Source organism: Pseudomonas sp. 2822-17, assembly GCF_002742485.1.
GTDB lineage: Bacteria > Pseudomonadota > Gammaproteobacteria > Pseudomonadales > Pseudomonadaceae > Aquipseudomonas > Aquipseudomonas cyclaminis.
The window spans coordinates 59,716-80,860 of record NZ_LJRZ01000361.1 but is presented as its reverse complement, the minus strand read 5'-3'; the positions used below and the strand labels follow the sequence as shown (position 1 = coordinate 80,860).

At 60.1% G+C, this 21,145-nt stretch carries 23 protein-coding genes and 1 pseudogene; 11 read left to right on the top strand and 13 right to left on the bottom strand.

The features are described 5' to 3' along the window. Positions 1-83: 83 nt before the first annotated feature. The 3 genes from AOA60_RS09640 to AOA60_RS09630 all read left to right on the top strand — a co-directional run bounded on the left by AOA60_RS09640 (position 84) and on the right by AOA60_RS09630 (position 1,842). Positions 84-335 (top strand): type II toxin-antitoxin system HicA family toxin, encoded by a 252-nt coding sequence (locus tag AOA60_RS09640; RefSeq protein WP_099584227.1) that lies wholly within the window; start codon positions 84-86, stop codon positions 333-335. After that, positions 332-697: a type II toxin-antitoxin system HicB family antitoxin gene (locus tag AOA60_RS09635; RefSeq protein ID WP_099584226.1), complete on the top strand. Its 366-nt coding sequence runs from the start codon at positions 332-334 to the stop codon at positions 695-697. Before AOA60_RS09640 ends, AOA60_RS09635 begins: the two co-directional genes overlap by 4 nt. A gap of 146 nt (positions 698-843) precedes the next feature. After that, entirely contained in the window at positions 844-1,842 is a 999-nt protein-coding gene (locus AOA60_RS09630) for a family 2 encapsulin nanocompartment cargo protein terpene cyclase (RefSeq protein WP_099584225.1), read from the top strand. A 3-nt stretch (positions 1,843-1,845) separates the two neighbouring features. Here the strand turns inward: AOA60_RS09630 and AOA60_RS09625 are convergent, their stop codons facing one another. From AOA60_RS09625 to AOA60_RS09600, 6 genes are all read right to left on the bottom strand, one after another. Continuing rightward, entirely contained in the window at positions 1,846-3,018 is a 1,173-nt protein-coding gene (locus tag AOA60_RS09625) for an MFS transporter (RefSeq protein ID WP_099584224.1), read from the bottom strand. A gap of 2 nt (positions 3,019-3,020) precedes the next feature. Continuing rightward, positions 3,021-4,376: an MATE family efflux transporter gene (locus AOA60_RS09620; protein WP_099584223.1), complete on the bottom strand. Its 1,356-nt coding sequence runs from the start codon at positions 4,374-4,376 to the stop codon at positions 3,021-3,023. A gap of 177 nt (positions 4,377-4,553) precedes the next feature. Further along, positions 4,554-5,738: a hypothetical protein gene (locus AOA60_RS33020; RefSeq protein ID WP_178075342.1), complete on the bottom strand. Its 1,185-nt coding sequence runs from the start codon at positions 5,736-5,738 to the stop codon at positions 4,554-4,556. A 213-nt stretch (positions 5,739-5,951) separates the two neighbouring features. Continuing rightward, positions 5,952-6,761, bottom strand: a complete 810-nt coding sequence (gene nadE, locus AOA60_RS09610; RefSeq protein WP_099584222.1) for an ammonia-dependent NAD(+) synthetase — start codon at positions 6,759-6,761, stop codon at positions 5,952-5,954. Position 6,762: 1 nt separating this feature from the next. After that, positions 6,763-7,980, bottom strand: a complete 1,218-nt coding sequence (gene pncB, locus AOA60_RS09605) for a nicotinate phosphoribosyltransferase (RefSeq protein WP_099584221.1) — start codon at positions 7,978-7,980, stop codon at positions 6,763-6,765. Between the two features lie 11 nt (positions 7,981-7,991). After that, on the bottom strand, positions 7,992-8,639 hold the full coding sequence (locus AOA60_RS09600) for a nicotinamidase (RefSeq protein WP_099584220.1): 648 nt from the start codon (positions 8,637-8,639) through the stop codon (positions 7,992-7,994). 148 nt (positions 8,640-8,787) lie between these two features. On the opposite strand from AOA60_RS09600, the gene AOA60_RS09595 reads away from it, so the two are divergent. Further along, on the top strand, positions 8,788-9,480 hold the full coding sequence (locus AOA60_RS09595; RefSeq protein WP_099584219.1) for an NUDIX hydrolase: 693 nt from the start codon (positions 8,788-8,790) through the stop codon (positions 9,478-9,480). Between the two features lie 71 nt (positions 9,481-9,551). On the opposite strand, the gene AOA60_RS09590 is transcribed toward AOA60_RS09595, so the two are convergent. Then, positions 9,552-10,325: an L-iditol 2-dehydrogenase gene (locus AOA60_RS09590; protein ID WP_099584218.1), complete on the bottom strand. Its 774-nt coding sequence runs from the start codon at positions 10,323-10,325 to the stop codon at positions 9,552-9,554. Between the two features lie 18 nt (positions 10,326-10,343). After that, positions 10,344-11,654: a sugar ABC transporter substrate-binding protein gene (locus AOA60_RS09585; RefSeq protein WP_099584217.1), complete on the bottom strand. Its 1,311-nt coding sequence runs from the start codon at positions 11,652-11,654 to the stop codon at positions 10,344-10,346. Positions 11,655-11,862: 208 nt separating this feature from the next. On the opposite strand from AOA60_RS09585, the gene AOA60_RS09580 reads away from it, so the two are divergent. The 5 genes from AOA60_RS09580 (at position 11,863) to AOA60_RS09560 (ending at position 15,652) form a co-directional block, all read left to right on the top strand. Next, a complete protein-coding gene (locus AOA60_RS09580) occupies positions 11,863-12,801 on the top strand; it encodes an AraC family transcriptional regulator (RefSeq protein WP_099584216.1) in 939 nt (312 codons plus the stop codon). A gap of 155 nt (positions 12,802-12,956) precedes the next feature. Beyond that, positions 12,957-13,904, top strand: a complete 948-nt coding sequence (locus AOA60_RS09575) for a nucleoside-specific channel-forming protein Tsx (RefSeq protein WP_099584215.1) — start codon at positions 12,957-12,959, stop codon at positions 13,902-13,904. A 14-nt stretch (positions 13,905-13,918) separates the two neighbouring features. Then, positions 13,919-14,947: a purine nucleoside permease gene (locus AOA60_RS09570; protein WP_099584214.1), complete on the top strand. Its 1,029-nt coding sequence runs from the start codon at positions 13,919-13,921 to the stop codon at positions 14,945-14,947. A 173-nt stretch (positions 14,948-15,120) separates the two neighbouring features. Further along, positions 15,121-15,363: a DUF6555 family protein gene (locus AOA60_RS09565; protein ID WP_099584213.1), complete on the top strand. Its 243-nt coding sequence runs from the start codon at positions 15,121-15,123 to the stop codon at positions 15,361-15,363. Between the two features lie 16 nt (positions 15,364-15,379). After that, the gene (locus AOA60_RS09560; protein ID WP_099584212.1) at positions 15,380-15,652 is read left to right on the top strand and encodes a hypothetical protein; all 273 of its coding nucleotides are present in this window, start codon (positions 15,380-15,382) and stop codon (positions 15,650-15,652) included. 51 nt (positions 15,653-15,703) lie between these two features. On the opposite strand, the gene AOA60_RS09555 is transcribed toward AOA60_RS09560, so the two are convergent. From AOA60_RS09555 to AOA60_RS09545, 3 genes are all read right to left on the bottom strand, one after another. Next, positions 15,704-15,874 (bottom strand): metallothionein, encoded by a 171-nt coding sequence (locus AOA60_RS09555; RefSeq protein ID WP_099584211.1) that lies wholly within the window; start codon positions 15,872-15,874, stop codon positions 15,704-15,706. A gap of 89 nt (positions 15,875-15,963) precedes the next feature. After that, on the bottom strand, positions 15,964-16,416 hold the full coding sequence (locus tag AOA60_RS09550) for a DMT family transporter (RefSeq protein WP_099584210.1): 453 nt from the start codon (positions 16,414-16,416) through the stop codon (positions 15,964-15,966). A gap of 4 nt (positions 16,417-16,420) precedes the next feature. Further along, positions 16,421-16,909: a DMT family transporter gene (locus AOA60_RS09545; protein ID WP_099584209.1), complete on the bottom strand. Its 489-nt coding sequence runs from the start codon at positions 16,907-16,909 to the stop codon at positions 16,421-16,423. A gap of 118 nt (positions 16,910-17,027) precedes the next feature. Here AOA60_RS09545 and AOA60_RS09540 point away from each other — a divergent pair, with 118 nt between their 5' ends. Continuing rightward, on the top strand, positions 17,028-17,960 hold the full coding sequence (locus AOA60_RS09540) for a LysR family transcriptional regulator (protein WP_099584208.1): 933 nt from the start codon (positions 17,028-17,030) through the stop codon (positions 17,958-17,960). Positions 17,961-18,015: 55 nt separating this feature from the next. Next, a pseudogene (locus AOA60_RS33845) lies at positions 18,016-18,138 on the top strand (PIN domain nuclease); the annotation flags it as partial. Positions 18,139-18,168: 30 nt separating this feature from the next. On the opposite strand, the gene AOA60_RS09530 reads toward AOA60_RS33845, so the two are convergent. Together AOA60_RS09530 and AOA60_RS09525 are read right to left on the bottom strand one after the other, a co-directional pair. Further along, positions 18,169-19,488, bottom strand: a complete 1,320-nt coding sequence (locus tag AOA60_RS09530; RefSeq protein ID WP_099584207.1) for an Nramp family divalent metal transporter — start codon at positions 19,486-19,488, stop codon at positions 18,169-18,171. 40 nt (positions 19,489-19,528) lie between these two features. Beyond that, complete coding sequence (locus tag AOA60_RS09525) at positions 19,529-21,082, bottom strand: DUF726 domain-containing protein (RefSeq protein ID WP_099584206.1); 1,554 nt, start codon at positions 21,080-21,082, stop codon at positions 19,529-19,531. Positions 21,083-21,145 lie beyond the last annotated feature (63 nt).

The following is a 21,145-nucleotide window of genomic DNA, read 5'->3' as shown; positions in this document are numbered from 1 at the left end:
TCCCGGGAAAGCCGTGCAAAGGCGAGCTAGCATTGACATACACCAATTTTTGCAACTACATTTAGTTACACGCAGGGATCGCCGTGTCAAAAAATGAAAAGCTGCTCGCCAAATTGCTCAACGAGCAAACGATATTCACCTGGCCCGAACTCGTCACACTGTTACACCGGCTGGGCTACACACAGATTGAAGGAGCCGGAAGCCGCGTCAAATTCGACATCGGCGATCCCAGTGCAATGATCACCTTGCACAGGCCCCACCCCGGCAACGAACTGAAACACTACATCCGGCGCCAGATCATCGAACAATTGCGATCAGGAGAACTGATTCCGTGAACAACCAACTCAATTACAAAGGCTACATCGGCTCCATCGAAGCCAGCCTCGAAGACAACTGCCTGTTCGGCAAGATCCTGTTCATCAAGGCGCTGGTCAGCTATGAAGGTAAAACCGTCGCAGAATTGGATGCGGCATTTCATGAGGCAGTGGACGACTACCTGGCTACATGCCAGTCCCTCGGGCAAACACCCGAAAAACCGTGCAAGGGCTCGTTCAATGTACGGGTCGGCCATGACCTGCACCTGGCGGCCGCCCTGGCAGCGATGCGCAAAAAAGTGACGCTCAATGATTTGACGCGCCAGGCGCTGAATGAATTTCTGCAACATCATTGCGCAGAAACATTCCCCGCGATTGGCTGAATGAGCGGGTTGATTCCAGATAGCGCCGAACGGACGAGTTGTGTTTGGCGCCAGACCTTCTAGATTTACAGATCAGTCATCTCTTATCTTTTCTGCTTCTTGGTCCGCAGTAACGTCCAATGGCACCGACACTTCGGAGTCTTGCTATGAACGACATCCACTGCCCATCGCCCGACGCCCCTGCCCGCCTGCAAATACCGGAGCTGGAATACCCCGTACCGGTGCGGATGGATGAAGCGCTGGGCAATCACGTCAACGACTTGTTGCTGTCCTGGGTCAGGCGAGTGGGCATTTTCGAGGGTCAATGGGACCAGGTGAGGGCCTCGAATTTCGGCCGATTTGCCATGCTGTGCCACCCCGGCACCGACAACCCGGACCGCCTGTTGCTCTCGGCTAAATGCATCGCTGCGCTGTTCGCAGTGGACGATCACTATTGTGATGATGAGAGAAGTGGCGCCAACCCCAGGTTACTGGGCCCACGCCTGTCGTTGGCACTCGCCGCGCTGGACAGAGCGCACCTGAACCCGCCGCATGACCTGGCACTCGAGCAGGCGCTGAAACGTGATCCGGTGTTGCGGGGACTAAAGGGGTATATGAACCATCTGTCTCGCTTCGGCACAGCGTCCCAGATGGCTCGCGTGCGGCTGGAGACCGTTGCCATGTTCGTGACCATGAATGCCGAAGCCACATGGCGCATCGAACACAGCCTGCCGTGTATCTGGGAGTACCTGGCACACCGACAGGTCAACAGTTTTCTACCCTGCATGGCCTTGATTGATGTGGTCGACGGCTATGAACTCGACGCCGAGACGTATTTCGCGGCCCAGGTACGAGAAGTCGTTACCCTCGCCGCCAGCGCGACCATCATTGCCAATGATGTGTACTCCGCCCACAAAGAGAGCGTGCCTGAAATAGGCGACTTCAACCTGCCTATATTAATGGCCCGTGAACACCACTGCTCGTTGCAGCAAGGCGTGTGGCTGACCGCCCAAATGCACGACGATATCGTGCATCGCTATGAAGCCAAGGAACGCCGCTTGCTCAAACAGGCGCAACCGTCACTCAAGCGTTTTTTGGGAGGCGTGAAAGCCTGGCTCGCAGGCAATAACGAGTGGCACCGACACAGTGGACGATACCAAGTGTGAACCTCAGCCCAACCGCCGATACCCCAGCACCGCCGAGCCCAGCACCACTGCCCCTGCCGCCAACGCCACCCAGAACCCACTGGCAGCCCCCATGTGGTCAATCATCCAACCGGAGCTGGCGGCGCCGATGGCCACACCGATGCTGAGGCCGGTGATCAGCCAGGTCATGCCTTCGGTCAGGCGGCTAGCGGGGACAATCCGCTCCACCAGCGCCATCGACACGATCAGGGTCGGGGCAAAGAACAGCCCGGAGATAAAGATCGCCACCGCCAGGCCAGGGATGTTCGTGACCAGCAGCAACGGCAACGTGGTCAAGGCCGTGGCTACGCCACAGAACAGGAACTGCCGGGGCAGCGGCGCCTTGAGCTTGAGCGTGCCAAAAGCCAGCCCCGCCAGGCACGAACCGATGGCGTACACCGACAGCACGATACTCGCCGCCGCCGGCTGGCCCTGCTGCTGGGCAAAGGCGACACTGACCACGTCCACCACACCGACAATCACGCCCATGGCCAGCAGCAGGATCATCAGGATCAGTACCGAAGGTGACGCAATCAGCCAACCGCCATGCTGATCGTGATGCTCGTGCACCGGTGGCTCAGTCGCCCGTTGCAGCACGAACGTGGTCACGCCCACCGCCAGCAACAGCGCGGCCACCAGTGGCCCGGCTTCGGGAAACAGCACCACGCTCAGGCCGACCGAAAGCGGCGGGCCGACAATAAAACACACTTCATCGAGCACCGACTCCAGGGCAAACGCGGTTTGCAGCTTGGGCTGGCCCCGGTACAACTCGGTCCAGCGCGCCCGCACCATTGCGGACATGTTCGGTATACAACCGGCCAGGGCGGCGCACAGGAACAGCGTCCAGGTCGGTGCCTGCAACCGCGTGCACAGCAACAGCATCAACAACGCCCCACCACCGATCAACGCGGCAATCGGCAGCACCCGGCCCTGGCTGTAGCGGTCCACCAGCCGTGATACCTGGGGTGCGCAGATCGCGGTAGCCAAGGCGAATATCGCCGCCACCGAACCTGCCAGGCCGTAGCCGCCATGTACCTGGGAGAGCATGGTGATAATGCCGATGCCGGTCATCGACACCGGCATGCGCGCCAGCATGCCTGCCAATACAAAAGCCCGGGCGCCAGGGATTTGGAATAACTCGGCGTAGGGGTTTGCCATGTTCATACCAACCGTTTGATCTGTTTATGCCGCCACACCAACCGGTAGTAAGCGGTCTGCAACCCCAGCATCGCCAGGTAGGTCACCGGAAATGCCATCCATACGCCTTCCAGGCCGAAGTGCGCATTGAGCAGGTACGCTATCGGCAACTCCACGCACAGCACGCAGAAGATCGAGATGGCCACCGGCATCAGCACCACGCCGCTGGCGCGCATGATCCCGCCGATCACCGCCTGGAAGCCAAACACCAGGATGCTCCAGAGCATGATGTGCAGCAGGTGTTCTGCCTTGACCCGCGCAGCGTCGTCGGTGATGAACAGCCCCAGCAGCCAGTGGGACAGCACGTAGCCCAGCACAATCAGGCCACCGGTGAGGCAGGTGTTGATCAGCAATCCGGTACGCAGGATCGGCCCGATGCGTTCCAGGCGCCCGGCGCCAATGGCCTGGGCCCCCAGGATCGAGGCAGTGATGGCAATCGACAGCGCCGGAAATTGCACGTAGTTGACGATCTGCGTCACCGCCCCATAGGCCGCCGTGGCCTGGGAACCGTGGCCGTTGACCAGCGCCAGGATGACCAGTTCCGACAGCGACAACACCACCATCTGCAAGCCGGTGGGCAGGCCGATGCGCAGGACTTTGCCAAGGATCACGCGGTCCAGGCGCAAGGCCGCGAGCAGTTCGCGATCCGGCGCCATCACGTGGTGTTTATGGCGCAGGCGCAAAATCAAAAACAGCATCGCCATGGCGTTACCCACCAGGCCGGCGTACACCGCGCTCTGGATGCCCAAGGGCGGCAGGCCGACCCAGCCACGAATCAGCGCCGGAGTCAGCAGCAGGCCGACCAGGGTCGAGACCACCAGCGCAAGCAGCGGCGAAATCGTGTCGCTGACGCCCCGCAGCAGTTGGGTATAGAGGATGAACACCAGCAACAACGGCATGATCAGCATCATTGCCTGGGCATAGCCGACCGCGTCGTCGAGCACATCCACCGGCGTGCCCAATGCCTGCAATGCCGGGCGTGCGAACAGACTGCCCAGCACCGCAGCGATCAAGCCCACCAGCGCGCCGAGGGTCAGCGTCGCACCGGTAATCGACTTGACCATCGCGGTTTCCTGGGCACCCCAGGCCTGGCCGATCAACACCGACGCGCCCGCCCCCAGGCCGATCACCAGTGCGATAAAGAAAAACACGATGGGAAACATCCCCGACACCGCTGCCAACGCCTGGGTGCCGAGCATTTGCCCGACATAGATGCCGTTGAGCGTGCCAGAAAAACTTTGCAGGAAGTTCGACAGCACCATTGGTGCCAGAAAGATCAGGTAGACCTGCCACAGCGGACGTTGCAAAGGGCTTTGCATGAAAAACGGGGCCTCGGAGAACTAAAGCGTCCGAGGGTTATACCGCAAGTGGATCCAATGTTCCTGCGCTTTGACGTATCGAATACTGCAAACCCTGACCACAGGACATTATATCCATGTAAACCCAAAGGGCTTCAGGGCTGTCGACGTCAGCGGCAGCCCCGTTGGTTCACTCAATCATGTTTCGGCGCCCGCTTTGCTTTTTTTCTTGATCATATGGTTCACGTTGTCCATATCAAACCGGCCGTCTTTGTACCCAGGCCCTCCTTTGGCATCAACGCCAACGTCCGTCTCGTCTCGAAGTTCTTTGTCCTGAAGGAATTTGGTCGCTGTTATGCGCTGTTCCGGGGTGAAGGTTTTCTCCGATGGCACTAAGCCTGCCGCTTCTTTCATCTCATTCAGATTCACATAGTCATCACCATCACCGTAGGCGGAGAAGTGTTTTTTAACGTTCTGGAGAATTTCCAACTGGCTCATTTCAACAGCGTTCTCCGAAACATAGCCCAAGTGGTCCCTGGTGAAACTACCATCCAGTTTCCCGGTTTTTCCTTGATCGAGTTCCTTGAACAAACCACCACGCGACAACAGTTCCTTGGCGATATCCATCTCGTCCTGAGTAGCGGGTTGACCGTCTAGTCGACGGCCCGCGGCGACGGCGTTAAGAGACCTGTCGGTGATCGCTCCAGGCTGATTTGGATCTTCCAGGGGGCTGAAATGGGAAAGAATTTTGTTGCTGAAGTCTTCCTTACCCTCACCGGCATAGGGATTGCTGCCTGGGCCCCCGTCCTGGCTGCTGTACACGCCCGCAAAACATAGCTGCGGCTGCACGTAGTCCTGATCGTCATACTTGGGCGACTGGGCCGAATCCGCAAGGAAAAACAGCTGATTCACGCGTTGCTGCTGCATAGCCCCCTGAGAGCGCCAAGATGCGCCACCTCCTCGCGGCGGGTTACTGAGGGCGGCCTCTTGAGCGTCAAAATGTTGAATAACGGCCGATACATCACCTTGGCTGATAAGCCCGTCGTTATCACCACAATGATTGATCGCATCGAGTTGGTGTTCCATGTCGGGATTATTGCGAATCGCCCTGGCTATCAATGTCATCGGGTCGTGATATCTGTCGCCGATCAATGGCCGGTCAGCCATGCAACCAAGTGTCTCGCGTGACACAAATGGCGTTCCTGGGGTTCGGAAGTAATCAAAGTTGGCTGAAAAGTCTCGTGCGACTGCGGATGCAGGCATATTGCCGCCATTGCTGTATCCGGTATTACCCATTTGATTGAGTCGGCTGTCATTGACTAAACAAAGCCCCGTGCTGGCCGCGGGTTGAAAATGGGGTTGTTGACGAAAACAAAGGTCCATAACAGGAATACCTCAGGTCAGGGATTTTATAATGGTCAACCCAAGTAAAAAGAGCTCCGGGTCAACCCTTGATCTGTGGCCGGTAAAAACAGGGTAGTTCCATGTCATATCAGTAAAATAGACAGGCACGCGCAGGAGTAACTTCCCGAGAGCGCAGTATTCGTACACACAACGAGATGAAAAAATCAGTTCGAAAGCAGGACCGTTCCTAAATCAAACCGGAACAATCGGCAGCGCACGCTTATGTGCGGTCTTGCTGTAGGCCCCCTCGACAATCGCCGTCACCCGCTCACTCACCGGTTCGCCCATCAGGTACGCATCAATCTCTTCGTATGAGCAACCATAGGCCTGCTCATCCAGCTTGCCCGGCGCCAGCTCTTCAAGGTCTGCGGTGGGGTGTTTGTGCACCAGCTCTGCCGGGGCGCCGAGGGCGCTGGCGAGCAGGCGGACCTGGGTTTTGGTCAGGCCGGACAGTGGCGCCAGGTCGCAGGCGCCGTCGCCAAACTTGGTAAAGAACCCCATCAGCGCTTCGGCGCCATGGTCGGTGCCGACCACCAGGCCATTGTGCAGGTTGGCCACGGCGTACTGCGCGATCATCCGAGTGCGGGCCTTGACGTTGCCTTTGATGAAGTCAACATGGCTGGCGCTGGCCTCATTGGCGGTCAGGCTGGCCATCAGGCCGTCGACGCTGGCGGCGATATTGAGGGTGTCGATGTGGTCCGGGGCGATGAAGTCCAGGGAGGCCTGGGCATCGCTTTCATCCGCCTGGATGTTGTAAGGCAGGCGCATGGCGATAAAGCGTGCGGCGTAGTGTTCGCTACGCAGTTGCTCCACCGCCAATTGGCACAGACGGCCGGCAGTGAGGGAATCCACGCCACCGCTGATACCCAGCACCAGGGCCTTGCAGCCCGAGTGACGCAACGTGGTCTTGATGAAGTCGATGCGTCGCTGGATTTCGTTGGCCTCACCGCCCTGCACCAACTGCCGGTCGATATTCAGTTCCTGCGCGATATGGTCTTGCATGTCACACCTCCACAGTGCCGACGTTGAATACCTGGGCTGCATACTGCAAAAACGAGGCGTCTTCACAGACGTTCTTGATCGGGTCATCGGAAAACTTCACCACCGGTTCGCCGTGCACCCGCACCAGTTTCATCACGATACTCAGCGGCTCCACGCCCTCCACATCGCAGGCCAGGCTGGTGCCCATGCCGAAACCGAACTTGGCCTTGCCACGCACGTGGCGCAGGATCGGCAGGCATTTTTCGAAGTTCAGGCCATCGGAGAACATCAGGTCCTTGGTCATCGGATCGATGCCCAGCTGTTTGTAGCGGGCCAGCACTTTGTCGGCCCAGGCGATGGGATCACCGGAGTCCTGGCGCAGCCCGTCGTAGAGCTTGGCGAAGTACAGGTCGAAGTCCTTGAGGAAGAAGTCGGTGCTGATGCAGTCGGTCAGGGCGATACCGAGACGGCCACGGTATTCATGCACCCAGTTCTCCAGGGCGGCGTTCTGGCTTTCGCGCAGACGACCCAATTGCTGGTGCACCATCAGCCATTGGTGGGCCATGGTGCCGATCAGCGGCAAATCGAACTCGTAGGCCAGGTGCGCATTACTGGTGCCGACGAACTGGCCGGGGAAGTCGCGACGCATGATATCCACCACTTCGCGCTGGGCCTTGAAGGACAGCCGCCGACGGGTCGAGAAGTCGGAGACGCGCAGGTCGGCCAGTTCATCGCGGCTGAGGTTTTTCTCCAGCCAGTCAAACTTCTGGTAGAGCTTGCGAGTGACGTCTTCCAGGGTCACCTGCGGGTATTTGTCGCGGTTGCGCAGTTCGCTGACCAACGCGAGCACCGGCTGCTCGAACATGATGCAGTGCAGCATCGGGCCGACCACGCGGATGTTCAGTTGGCCGTCAACTTCGCTGACGTGGATATAGCGCAGGTTGAAGCGAAACAGGCCGAGGAAACGCTCGTAGTCCGGGGTGAGGTACTCGCGAAAGCGTGGGTTGAACAGAAAACGCAGCTCGCCTTCACGCATCTGCAAACTGGCAAGTTTGTCCAACTCGGCGCGCAACTGCGGGATCAAGTGGCCGAGTCTTTCCTTGGAGCGGACGATGAAGTTGTATTCCACATCGACGTTGGGGTACTGGTGCAACACCGCCTGCATCATGGTGAAGGTGTAGTAGTCGGTGTCGAGCAGGCCCTGGATGACCGGGGCTTCGTAGTCGTAGGCACTTTCCATGGTCAGTCTCCTTAACGCGCGGCCATCGCGGCCAGTTCTTCGCGGGTGCGGCTGATGCTGGCACCGGCCTTGAGCAACTCATTGACGGCCTGCACGCCGCCCTCCTCGCTGATCCCTCGGCACGCCGGCAGGTGCAGCACGACTTCGAGGCCGGCCTTGAGCAATTGCAGGGCGGTGGTCTTGACGCAGAAGTCCAGGGCCAGGCCGCCGACGATTACGCGAGTGACGCCTTGGGCCTTGAGGTACTCGATCACTCCGGTGGACAGCTTGTCGTGCAGGTCGTGGTAGCAGGCACCGTAGGGATGCAGGTCGGGCTCGACGCCTTTCCAGATGAAGTAGTCGTAGTCATAAGGCGTGGGCAACTCGTCCAGCAAGGTGAAGCCTTCGGTGCCCGGTACGCAGTGACTGACCCACGTAAGGTCGGCGTGGACCAGGCCGGTGGGTTGCAGCATCTCGCTGGGCTGCGCGACCACCCAGGGTGCTTGCGGGGTATGGGCATCCTTGCTGCCGACGCGATGGCCGGCGAGGCTGGCCATGTAATTGAGTTCGGCGCCGATCAGGTCACCACCGGCCACAGGCAACTCGTTGGGGCACAGCGGCGTGAAGCTCTTCTGGGCGTCGACATCAAAGGATGCAATAGCAGTTTTCGAGAGTGTCATGGCGGTTCTCCTGCGGCCTGGAAACAAAAGTACATGTCATGTACTTTCATTGCAAGAAACATTTACTTATCTATTCTCTATCGAGAACATGACATATCTTTTCGATCCGTTAGACTGAGCCCTCTTCGCCGTTCAGAAGGATGTTCACATGCCCCTTAGCGCCTACCTCCATACCGTCGACCTCTGCGTGCTGTTTTATTGCCGCGCGGCCGGTGAACTGAAACTGCTGCTGAACAAGCGCGACGCCGAGCCCTTCGCCGGGCATTGGGCGCTGCCGGGTGTGGTGGTGAATGGCGGTGTGCAGGACCTGAGCCTCAAGGATGCCGTGGAGCGGTTGCGCGCCAGTGACAAGGTCGGACTAAAACTGGCCTGGAGCGAGCAAGTGGGCACGGTGGGCGATGCGTTTCGCGACCCGCGCTGCTGGTCGTCGTCCACGTACTACCTGGCGATCCTGGCGGATGAGGTGGTCTTGGCTGACCATCAGGCGTGGTTTTCGTTGAGCGCAGTAGCTGACGGGAGCATCAAGCTGCCGTTCGATCACAACCTGATCGTGGCAGCGGTGCAGGAGCGGCTGGTATCCAAATCGCTGTACAGCAGTTTGCCACTGATGTTCCTGGGCGATGAATTCAGCGCGCCGCAAGCGACGACGATCTTTTCCCTGGTGCTGGAACGCCCGGTGCTGAAGACCAGTATCCGCCAGCGGTTATTGAAGCTGACCGAGGCGGGGTATCTGCGGGAGACGGGGCGCAAGAAGCAGGGTGAAGGGGGCAGGCCCCAGGCGACGCTAGAGAACCTCAAGCCTGGAGCGGTGTATTTTTTTGATCGCAGTTTTGCCGAGTGAACCCGCTATAAACAGGCGAACACTTGTGGCGAGCAGGCTCGCCACAATGATCACATTCCAGATCCGCGGTTTTAATTCATCCAGTTGCCGCCATCGACGTTGTAGGTCTGGGCCACCACGTAGTCGGCATCCTTGGACGCCAGGAAGATCGCCATTCCGGTCAGGTCCTCTGCGGTGCCCATCCGCCCGAACGGCACCTCGTCCCCTACCCGCTTCTTCTTCTCGCCGGGCGCCAGGCCTTCATGCCTGGCAAACAGCGCATCCACCCCATCCCAATGCTCACCGTCCACCACACCCGGTGCGATGGCGTTGACGTTGATGCCCTGCTTGATCAGGTTCAACCCCGCCGACTGCGTAAGGCTGATCACCGCCGCCTTGGTCGCGCAGTACACCGCGACTAACGGCTCACCCCGCCGCCCGGCCTGGCTGGCCATGTTGATGATTTTGCCGCCATGGCCCTGGCTGATCATCTGCCGGGCGGCGGCCTGCAGGGTGAACAGCGTGCCGGCGACGTTGATCGCGAACAGCCGCTCGAAGCTGTCGCGGGTGATGTCGACGATGGGTGCCAGGTCGAACAGCGCCGCGTTGTTGACCAGAATATCCAGCTTGCCTGCATGGGCCACCACGGCGGCAATTGCGCCATCGATGGAGGCCTGGTCGGTGACATCCATCGCCACCGCATAGGCCTGCGGGCCCAGTTCGGCGGCGGTTTGCTCGGCGCGTTGCAGGTTGATGTCGGCGATGGCAACCGTCGCGCCTTCATTGATATAGGCCTGGGCAAACGCGCGGCCAATCCCCCGCGCCGATCCAGTGATCAGCGCGCTTTTACCTTCCAGTCGTTTCATGGGTGGTGTCCGTCAAGGTTACTTGGGATAGCCGGCGCGTTTCATTTCGCGCTCGGTGGTGGACTGCGCCTGCACCAAGGCCTGGTCAACCGTCATGCCGCCGGTGAGCGCTGCTGAAAACAGCTTGCCGACCGAGGTGCCGATGGCCTGGAACTCGGGGATGGTCACGTACTGAATGCCCACGTACGGCACCGGTTTGGCTGAAGGATGGGCGGGATCGGCGTGTTTCATCATCTCCAGGGTCATCTGGGCAAACGGCGCGGCCTTGAGATATGCCTCGTTGTAGGTGGACTGGCGCGTGCCCGGCGGTACGTTGGTGATGCCCTCTTTGTCGGCGACCAGTTGGATGTAGTCCTTGGAGGTGGCCCAGGTGATAAAGGCCTTGGCGGCGTCCTTGTGCTTGGAGGTGGCCGGGATCGCCAGGGACCAGGCGTAGAGCCAGGACGACCCTTTGTCGGTCACTTCGGTAGGCGCTGCGGCGAAACCGACACTGTCGGCGACCTTGCTCTGGCTGCTATCAGTGGTGAAGGAGCCGGCGACGCTGGCGTCGACCCAGATCGCGCACTTGCCGCTGTTGAACAGCGCCAGAGTTTCGTTGAAGCCGTTGCTGGACACACCGGGCGGGCCGTATTGCTTGAGGGTGTTGACGTAGAAGTTGGCGGCGGCCTTCCATTCGGGGCTGGTCAGCTCGGGCCTCCATTGTTCGTCGAACCAGCGTGCGCCAAAGGCGTTGGCCATGGTACTCAGCAACGCGATGTTCTCCCCCCAGCCAGCCTTGCCCCGCAGGCACATGCCGTACTGACCTTGGTCCTTGGCGGTGAGCTTGGCGGCGAACTCGCCGAGTTGGCTCCAGGTGGGGTGCGCAGGCATGCTCAGTCCGGCACGCTTGAACAGGTCGGTGCGGTAGTAGGTGACGGTGCTTTCGCCATAGAACGGCAAGGCGTAGAGGGTGTTATTCACCGACAGGCCCTGGCGTACAGAGGGGAAAATATCGTCGACGTCGTAATCGGCCGGCAGTTCGCTCAGCGGTTCCAGCCAGCGTTTGGCGCCCCACAACGGGGTTTCGTAGGTGCCGATGGTCAGCACATCGAACTGCCCGCCCTGGGTGGCGATGTCGGTGGTGAGGCGTTGGCGCAGAACGTTTTCTTCGAGCACCACCCAATTGAGTTTGATGTCCGGGTGCTGCTGTTCAAACACCTTGGACAGGCGCTGCATGCGGATCATGTCGCTATTGTTGACCGTGGCAATCGTCACGGTATCAGCGGCGTGGCCAGGCAGAGCCAAAGCCAGGCCGGACAGCAGGAACAGTGCTTTGGGAAGCGTTGACATGGCGGTTTCCACCTGTTGTTTTTGTAGTTGAGCACCGATTACAGCAGCTCGGCCAAGCCCCCACAAACGCTTGACGAATGCCTGACTGATACTTTTTTAACCGCAACTCCAGGATCAAAAAAGTATCAGTGTCGGGCAAAGGCGGGGGTAGCACGCCCCCTGCAAACCCGCGTATTTTGGCGTGACCTAATGCACAAGAGGCAGCACCATGCCCGTCAGCCGCGCCACACTGTTCGAGCACCGCCCCGCCGAACTGGAAGTGATCCTGCCCGAGCCGGACCACTGCTTCCGCTGGTTCGAACACGACTATCCCTTTGACCTGGCGCGCTGGAACCACCACCCTGAATTTGAAATCCACCTGATCCGCCAAGGCAGCGGCAAGCTGGTGGCGGGCGACTATATCGGTGCCTTCAACGCCGGCCATGTCGCGTTGATCGGCCCTGACCTGCCCCATGACTGGATCGGCGAGCTGGCCCCCGGCGAACACCTGAGCGGGCGCGACGTGGTGCTGCAATTCGACGGTGCCGCCCTGCTCGCCCTGCGCAGCACCCTGCCGGAACTCGGTGACTTGCAACCGCTGTTCGAACAGGCCCGGCGCGGCCTGGAGTTCAGCGGCGACTGCGCCGTACAGGCGGCGCAGCTGATGGAGGCCATCGGCAGCGCCCATGGCCTGCAACGGCTGATCCTGTTCCTGCAACTGCTAGACACCCTGAAAAACGCGCTGCCCGCCCAGGTCAAGTCGCTGGCCAGCCCCTGCTATGCGCCCACCCTGGACGCCCGCAGTGCTGAACGCATCAACAAGGCATTCGATTACCTGATGCGCGAACTCACCGGCGACGTGCGCCTGTCGGTCATTGCCCAGCAACTGGAGATGAGCGAACCGGGATTCTCGCGGTTTTTCAAACGCAACACCGGCCACGGGTTTATCGACCTGATGCGCAAATTTCGCGTACAGCGCGCTTGCCGACTGTTGCTGCACACCGAGCGGTCGGTGGCAGATATCTGCTTTGAAGTGGGCTACGCCAACCTGTCCAATTTCAACCGACACTTTCGGATCGAGATGAACCAGACGCCGAGCGAATATCGCCGCGAAACCGCGCTGCACCTGTTCAATCCCATCGCAAAAATGACACCCAGTCATTTCTGATCAAAAGGTCGACTATTTTGTCTTTTTCCTAGGGCATTCAAGCCATTGAGCAAAGTTGGTACAGCCTGTGCAAACGTTTGCGGTACGAACTTGTCCGCCAAGTTCACCATGACCTGAGGAATCGGGTTCCAACCGCGTACGAATAGGGATTTTCAATGCACCTAACCTCAAGGCCGCGTGCCTGCTTTGGTGTTTCCTTGCTACTGGCCGCCGTTACGGGAGTACTCAGCGCACCCATTTTGGCGCAGGAAACACCCGCCGATGACTCAGCACAGGGCGAAACCCTCAGCCCTGAAGCCACCCAATCGAACAAAGGCCCGTACCTATCGGACTGGTTCAACCAGGACCTGACGCTGATCGGCAGCAAAGACATCAGCTTCGGCCCCAAGCCGTCCGATGACATTTACCTTGAATACGAGTACTTCGGTCGCAAGGGCCCTTTCGAGCTGTATGGCTACATCGACGTGCCAAAGATCCTCGGCATCGGTAACAGCAATGACAAAGGCGTCTGGGACCACGGCTCGCCAGTGTTCATGGAGCATGAACCGCGTATTTCCATCGACTACCTGGCCGGTCGCAGCCTGGCCATCGGCCCGTTCAAGGAATGGTACGTGGCGTTTGACTGGATCTACGACCACGGCAGCAACAAGGAAAACCGCGCCAACACCCTGTACAGCGGCCTGGGCACCGACATCGACACCCATTCGCGGGTCAACCTGTCGGCCAACTTCTATGGGCGCTACCAGTGGGAAAACTACGGTGCGAGCAATGAATACTCATGGGACGGCTACCGCGCCCAGATGAAGTACATCGTGCCCATCGGCAAGTTCGACAACGGCGCTTCGCTGACTTACATCGGCTTCACCAACTACGATTTCGGCTCCGACCTGCACAAGGACAACCCGGCACGCACCGCCAATTCCCTCGTGGCAACCAACGTGCTGTTGTACTCGTTCACCCACCTGCGCTTCACCCTGGTGGGCCGCTACTTCCATAACGGCGGCAACTGGGAGGATGGCAGCGAATTGAATTTCGGCGAAGGCAACTTCCGCGCCCGCTCTGACGGCTGGGGCTACTACGCCGGTGTCGGTTACCAATTCTGATCAAGGAGCATGAGATGAACACGTTTACACGTCTATCGATGGCCGTCGGCCTGGCCCTGATGCCGCACCTGGTGCTGGCAGATACCCCGGCACCGATCAAACCCAAAGTGATGCTGATCACCATGTTCGCCCCCGAGGCGCAAACCTGGATCGACCGCCTGCAACTCAAGCAGGAAGTGCGCGTGCCGGGCCTGTCCGCTGAATACCCGGTGATCCGCTGCAACACCCAGGACGTGTGCCTGCTGGTCACCGGCATGGGCCAGACCAACGCTGCCGCCTCCACCCTTGCCCTGGCGCTGTCGCCCAAGTTCGACCTGCGCCAGAGTTACTTCCTGATCGCCGGGATCGCCGGCATCAGCCCCAAGCACGGCACCATCGGCACTGCCGCCTGGGCGCATTACCTGGTGGAGTTTGGAACGCAGTGGGAGCTGGACTCGCGAGATGCGCCCAAGGATTGGCCAACCGGCTATCTGGGCATCAACACCAAAGGCCCCAACGAAAAACCGCCGCTGGACTACAAGACCGAAGTGTTTGAGCTCAACCCCAAGCTGCAGGCCAAGGCGTTTGCCTTGTCGCAAAAAGTCGAGCTGACGGAAAGCAAAGAATCGGCCGCCTGGCGCAAGCATTATCCTGCCGCCCCGGCCAACCAGCCGCCGCAAGTCACCCGCTGCGACACGCTGGCGGGCAACACCTGGTTCTCCGGCACGCGCCTGAGCGAACGTGCCGAGGTCTGGACCAAACTGCTCACCGACAACAAAGGCGAATACTGCACCACCCAGCAGGAAGACAACTCCACCTACGAGGCCCTGCTGCGGGCCAGTCGTGAAGGGTTGGTGGATATTCAGCGCTTGGCCGTGGTGCGGGCAGGTTCCGATTTCGACCGGCCTTACCCTGGCTACAGCGAGGTGGATAACCTGCTCAAGTATGCCGACCAGGGCGGGTTCGCGCCGGCGTTGGAAAACCTGTACCGCACGGGCAATCCGTTGGTACAGGCAATCCTCAACAACTGGTCGGCCTGGGAAAAAGCTGTTCCCGACGTATGATCAGTGCAATCAAGGCAGCAGGATGATCTTGTCCGGGCTGCCTTGATTCACGCCTTGGGGGTTCACGTCAATCCAGGACGACCCGCAATGGTAATGACCACCGCTCGGCAATCCGAGTGAATTTTTAGCGCTGGGGGCGATCACTTGCTTACACCTCCAGGGTTGATGGACCAATGAATAACGCGAAACTGTTTGTGATCGACTACACCCTCCATGGCGAAGCCAAGTCATTCATTATCCGCCTGGAAAAACTCGATGCCGCCGAAGCCTGGCATTGGGCCAGCTGTGATGCCGGCGTGGGTCGTATTGGCCGTTTCGCCCGCGAACAGGTCAAGAAAACCAGCCAGGCCCAGGCCGAGAAATTTGGCATTACCCATGTGCAATGGCGCCGCTCGGACGCGCGCGCCCAGGCTTGAACAAGGAGAAATACCCATGGATTCACGCCCTCAAGTCAATGGCAAGGCTCGAATTGATTACACCCAGGACACCCTGTTTGGGCCACTGGCCAGGCATGCTGAATGCCAGGTGAGCGTGCAGCACAAACCGGACAGGCTGGTGCTGAAGGTTTTCCAGCCGCTTCCGGATGATCTGCATGCTGCGAAAACGGTGGTGTTTGCGTTGGAGGGGCGGCGAACCAGCGGGGTAGTCAGAGGTCGGCAGCGCCTGTCGGACCATAGCCTCAGGCTGGAACTGGAGACCCAATAGCCGCTTCCAGACAGATCAAATGCGGGAGCGGTTTAACCGCTCCCAGCGCGTTCAGCCGTGGGCCGACTTGGCGCACTCGCAACCAGTCGCAGCAGCACACGGCTCACCATGGGCATGATGCTCCGCGCAGCCCTGGCAGCAATAGCCTTTACCGTCTTTCATCACAGCATCGACACCCAGTACACACTTGCAGTGTGGGCAGGCACAGGTTTGATCTGGCATGGTCAGACTCCTTCTTCATGGTCGTCTCGGTACGGCGAGCGCCGGCACCTTTAGCAATGACTGCCGGCTCACGCAGATCGTTCAAACCATCAGTCAGTGCGCGTATTACTGCGATACATGAATACCAGCGCCAGCGCGAGACACACCATCGCCAGCAGGCGACCGCCCGACAATTCGATGGCCGGGTTGCCCAGCCAGCCAAAGTTGTCGATCAGCATGCCCATGCCCAACTGCCCCGTGATCACCGCCACGGTCGCCACCGCCGTGCCGACCACCGGCACCGCACCGACCATCACCATCATGTACACCACACCGAACAACGCGCCGGTCAGTTGCCATTTAGGCACATCCAGCAGGCTCACGGCCTGTGCCGGTTCAAAGAAGAAAATCAACAGTGCGGTAGTGAGCGCGCCTACCGCGAAGGTCAGCAAACTGCTGCGCAATACACCGACTGTCTGGCCCAGACGGCCATTGATCGCCGCCTGCACACTCAATACCGCACCGGCCGCGATGACCACTACCAACAACAGAATCAGATTCATCGTCTTAACCTCGTGCAATCAGAACAAGTGCCACCACAATCAGCGCCAATGCGATCCAGCGCTCACCATTGACCCGCTTGCGCGCTGTGCCAAACCAGCCGAAGTGGTCGATCAACACGCTTTTGCCCACCTGACCGGACAGTATCGCGATCATGGTCATCGCAATGCCGATGTGCGGCGTGGCCAGGGTCAGCACCACCACGTACATCGGTCCCAGGAAGCCACCGATCAACTGCCAGCGCGGCAAGTCAGTGAGCGCAGGGCCTTTTTGCGGGCCGCTGAACAGCAGCAGCAGGAACAGAATCGCCGAACCCACGCCAAAGATGCTCAAGGTCGCCCACAGATGCCCCACCTGCACACCCAACGGGCCGAGCAAACCGGCCTCCACCGACAAGCCCATACCGGCAAGGATCACCAGCGGCAACAGCAGCAACCGCAGAAGGTTTTTTTTCGGCGTGGCGTTCGCCGCACCCTCGATAGAACTGGCCTGCATACATCACCTGCGCATCAACAAATGGATTAATGGCGCGCATTATCCAGTGGCCGCCCTGTGCGATAAATGGGAGCATGCCAACAACACCTTTGCGTAAAACGCACAGCCTGGAGCCAAGATGCAGGGTTTGAATGAATTGAGTTTCAAGGCGCTCCGCCTGTTCGTCGCGGTGCTGGACCACGGCAGCTTCTCTGAAGTGGCGCGCCGCGAAGGCCTGGCGCCCTCCTCGATCTCCCGCCAGATCCAGCTGATGGAACAGGCCCTGGGGCAACAGTTGCTGTATCGGCACACCCGTGCTGTCAGCCCCACCGAGGCTGGGCGTCTGCTCGGGCGGCACGCGCGCCTGATGCTCGAACAGCTGGAGTCCGCCGGCCAGGCCCTGCAGGAACAGGAAAGTGAGCCCAGCGGCCTGGTGCGGATCAATGCACCGATGGTGTTCGGCCAGCGTCACCTCTCCCCCTGGCTGGGTGAGTTGTGCCGCCGCTACCCCAAGCTGCAACTGGACATCCAGCAAACCGACACCTACGTCGACCCGCTGCAAGATGGCACCGACCTGCTGTTTCGCATCGGCGTGCTCAACGACTCCGGCATGCAGGCCCGCATCTTCGCGCCCCAGCGCTTTCGCATCGCGGCCAGCCCGGCTTACCTGGCAAAGCACGGCACGCCCGTGCACCCCGACGAACTGATCAACCACCAATGCCTGGCCTACAAGGGCGTCACCGGCCAACAACGCTGGTTCTTCCGTCGTGACCAGGGCGACTGGACGCCCTACAGCGTCAAAGGCCCGATCACCGGCAACCACGCCGATACCCTCACCCACGCTGCCGAGCAAGGCTTGGGGCTGGTGGTGTTTCCGTCCTGGCTGATCGGCGAAAGCCTGCGCGCTGGCACCTTGCAGGCAGTGCTGACGGAATACGAGGTAGCGACCACGCTGGAGCCGCAGCAGATTGCGGCGTTGTGGCCGGGGAGTCGGCGCCTGTCGCTGAAGGTGAGGACGGTGATTGATTACTTTGTGGAGTGCTTCGGCGCCGTGCCTTATTGGGATCGTTGAGGATTTTTCCTATTTAACGAGGTGGGGTGTTTCTGATTTTACGGGCCATTATTTTATTCTGCTGTGGGCACTGGCGGATGACCCCAGGCTATCCAGCAAAGCCCGGAAACTGATTGAGAATGCAGCAGAGATTTACGTCAGCGCCCTCGCCCAGTACACGCCCCTGGCGATTCAGGTGTAAGCCACCAAAGCCGCTCGTACGGTCAATTCAAAACACCCACTGCCCAATCAACCATGCGTTCGCACCACTGATCACCGCAAACAGAAACCACACCAGCACCCGTGTCGGCAGGCTGTTCACAAACGGCCCCATCAGTTGCTTGTCGCCGGTCATGCGAATCAGCGGATACAGCGCAAACGGCAATTGCAGGCTCAGCACCACCTGGCTCAGGATCAGCAATTTGCCGATGGCATCGTCGCCCATCAGCCAGACCCCGAGGAACGCCGGGATCAGCGCCAGCCCACGGGTAATCAGCCGCCGCTGCCAGCAGGGAATGCGCAGGTTCAGGTAGCCTTCCATGATCACTTGCCCGGCGATGGTGCCGGTAAAGGTCGAGCTTTGCCCGGACGCGAGCAAGGCAACCCCGAACAGGATACTGGCGAACGCGCCACCTACCAGCGGGTCCAGCAGGTGGTAGGCATCCTGGATTTCCACCACATCGGTATGGCCGGTCTTGTGGAACGCGGCGGCGGCGAGTACCAGGATCGCAGCATTGACCAGCAAGGCCAGGGCCAGGGAGCCGATGGTGTCGATGCGCGCCAGCTTGACCGCGTCCTGTTTGCTGGCCAGGTCTTTGCCGATCAACCGGGTCTGCACGATTGAGCTGTGCAGGTAGAGGTTATGGGGCATCACCGTGGCGCCCAGGATGCCGATGGCCAGGTACAGCGGCGCGGCATCGCTGATGGCCGACAACGACGGTGTGAAGCCGCTGAATACGTCCGGCCAATACGGTTTGATCAGTACCAGTTCGATAAAGAAACACACGCCGATGGTCGCCACCAGCGCCAGCATGATCGCTTCGAGACGGCGGAAGCCCCGGTTTTGCAGGGCCAGGATCAGGAGCGTATCAAAGGCCGTGATCACAATGCCGGTGGTCAGGGAAACGCCCAGCAACAGGTGGAACGCCAGGGCACAGCCGAGCACTTCGGCCAGGTCGGTGGCGATGATGGAGATTTCCGCCAGCGCCCATTGGGTGCGGGCGGAACGTTTGCTGTAGCGCTCACGGCACAGTTGCGCCAGGTCCTTGCCAGTGGCGATGCCCAGTCGCGAGCACAGGCACTGCACCGCCATTCCCGCCAGGCTGGCCAACAACACCACAAACAACAGGCTGTAGCCATAGCGCGAACCGGCCTCGATGGCCGTTGCCCAGTTGCCGGGATCCATGTAGCCGATGGAGATCAGCAGGCCGGGGCCGGCAAACATGAGGGCGCGTTTGAAAAACGAAGCCTTGGGGTCAACGGCGACGGAGCCAGCCACTTCTGGCGGGCAGAACGGGGCGGTAGCAATTTTCGGCAGGCTGAATTTCACGCGGTATCCCAGGCAAATACACTCGACAGCGCGCAGCTTATCAGTCGGACGCGACCGTGCGCATCACCGTGTCCCGCGGCAGGTCAAACGCCTCCACCACCTGCACCACCAGGTCCATCTCCTGGTTCAGCGCCTCTCGTTCCATGCGCTGGCGAATCACACCGATCACCAGCACCGCCAGGGTGGTGATCGAATACGCTGGCCCGGAAAACGCCCGCACCCCACTCACCAGCAGCATCGCTGCCGCCAGTGCCTGCCCCACTACCGGAATCGCCGTGGCCGCACCACGACGCAAGATAAACCCGGTCAGGCCCGCCAGCGCTGTACCGCTCAAGGCCGTGGTGGCCGAGCGCCCCACATCGAAACGCTTGAACAGCCCCTGTTCTTTCTGCGCGGCTGCCTTGAGCTCGGCGTCGAACACCTGCCGGTCGGCGTTACTGAGCTTGTCCTTGTACTGCTCGATCAACTTTTGCGCGACCTGGGTTTCGATGTCTGCCAGCACCACGGATTCGAGCGGCTCGTCAAACTTGATCCCGAGGCGTTGCGCCACATCTTCGGCGATCTGGCGATAACTCACGCCATGCCCACGGGCCAGGTTCATAAAGCTATCGCCGCCCATGCACTGCAACTCGATAGCCAGCTTGAGCGGCTCGCGCACCGAAGCATCAATCGATGCACTGCGCTTTTGCGCCATCAATTCGGCGAGGAACTTCAACTCCTCCGGTCGCGCCTGCAGCAGCACCGGGAACAGCTCCGCATCTTCCTCGGCAAAGCGCGCCTCGCTGCTGCGCTGGTCGGAGCGGATCATGCCGCGCCGTTCGTGCAACAGATCGGTGTACTGCACCACCGTCTGCAACTGCGGCCAATAAGCGGCGTGGTCGAATGTTGCGAGGTGCACATTGGTGACCTTGGCCTTGAGCGCCGGCGTGACCGCAATCGCGTAACGACCAATGCAGCGCTCCGTATCCGGCTTCATGGCCAGCGCCCAGTCCTTGCTGGAGTGGCAGTTGATCAGGCGTCCCTTGAGCGGCGCCGACACCTCACCCCACGGGCTCGACGTGCAGATCGCGCCGCCCATCAACAGCAGATTGTCCAACGGCAGTTCCCGCGCGGTTTCAGGGCTGGCCAGCAGGCTCTTGACCAGAATCCGCGCGCCCAGGGAATGGCCGATCAGGTTGATACGCCGCACGTCCAGCGACTCAGCGTGCAGGTAGGCCGCCAGCTCCGGCAGCAAACTCTTGGCCACTTCGTCTACCCGCGCCTCGACACTTTTGTAGTGATCGAGGAAATAGGCAATCGCCTTGCCGACGCCAACAGTCGCCGCACCGACGCTGCCGCCGCCGAGCACCGCGCCGATCACGTCCTTGACGGGCGCGAACAGGTTTTCCAGGAAGTGCCCCGCCGGCCAGAACAGCATCAGGTTGGTAGAGCCTTCGATACCCGCCAGCTGCGCCTTGAAATTGCCCAGTTGTTGCCGATTGAAGAACGCCGAATACCCGTGAACATAGAGATTGAGCACATCCCCCTGAGGCTCGCCGCACATTACGAACGTGGGCTTGCGGGTGCGGTGCATTTCATCCCACTGGTGTTGCATGGGGCGGTGACTCCTGGTGACAAGGGTGGGCGATAGTAACAAAGCGAGGACCGCAGGGAGGTG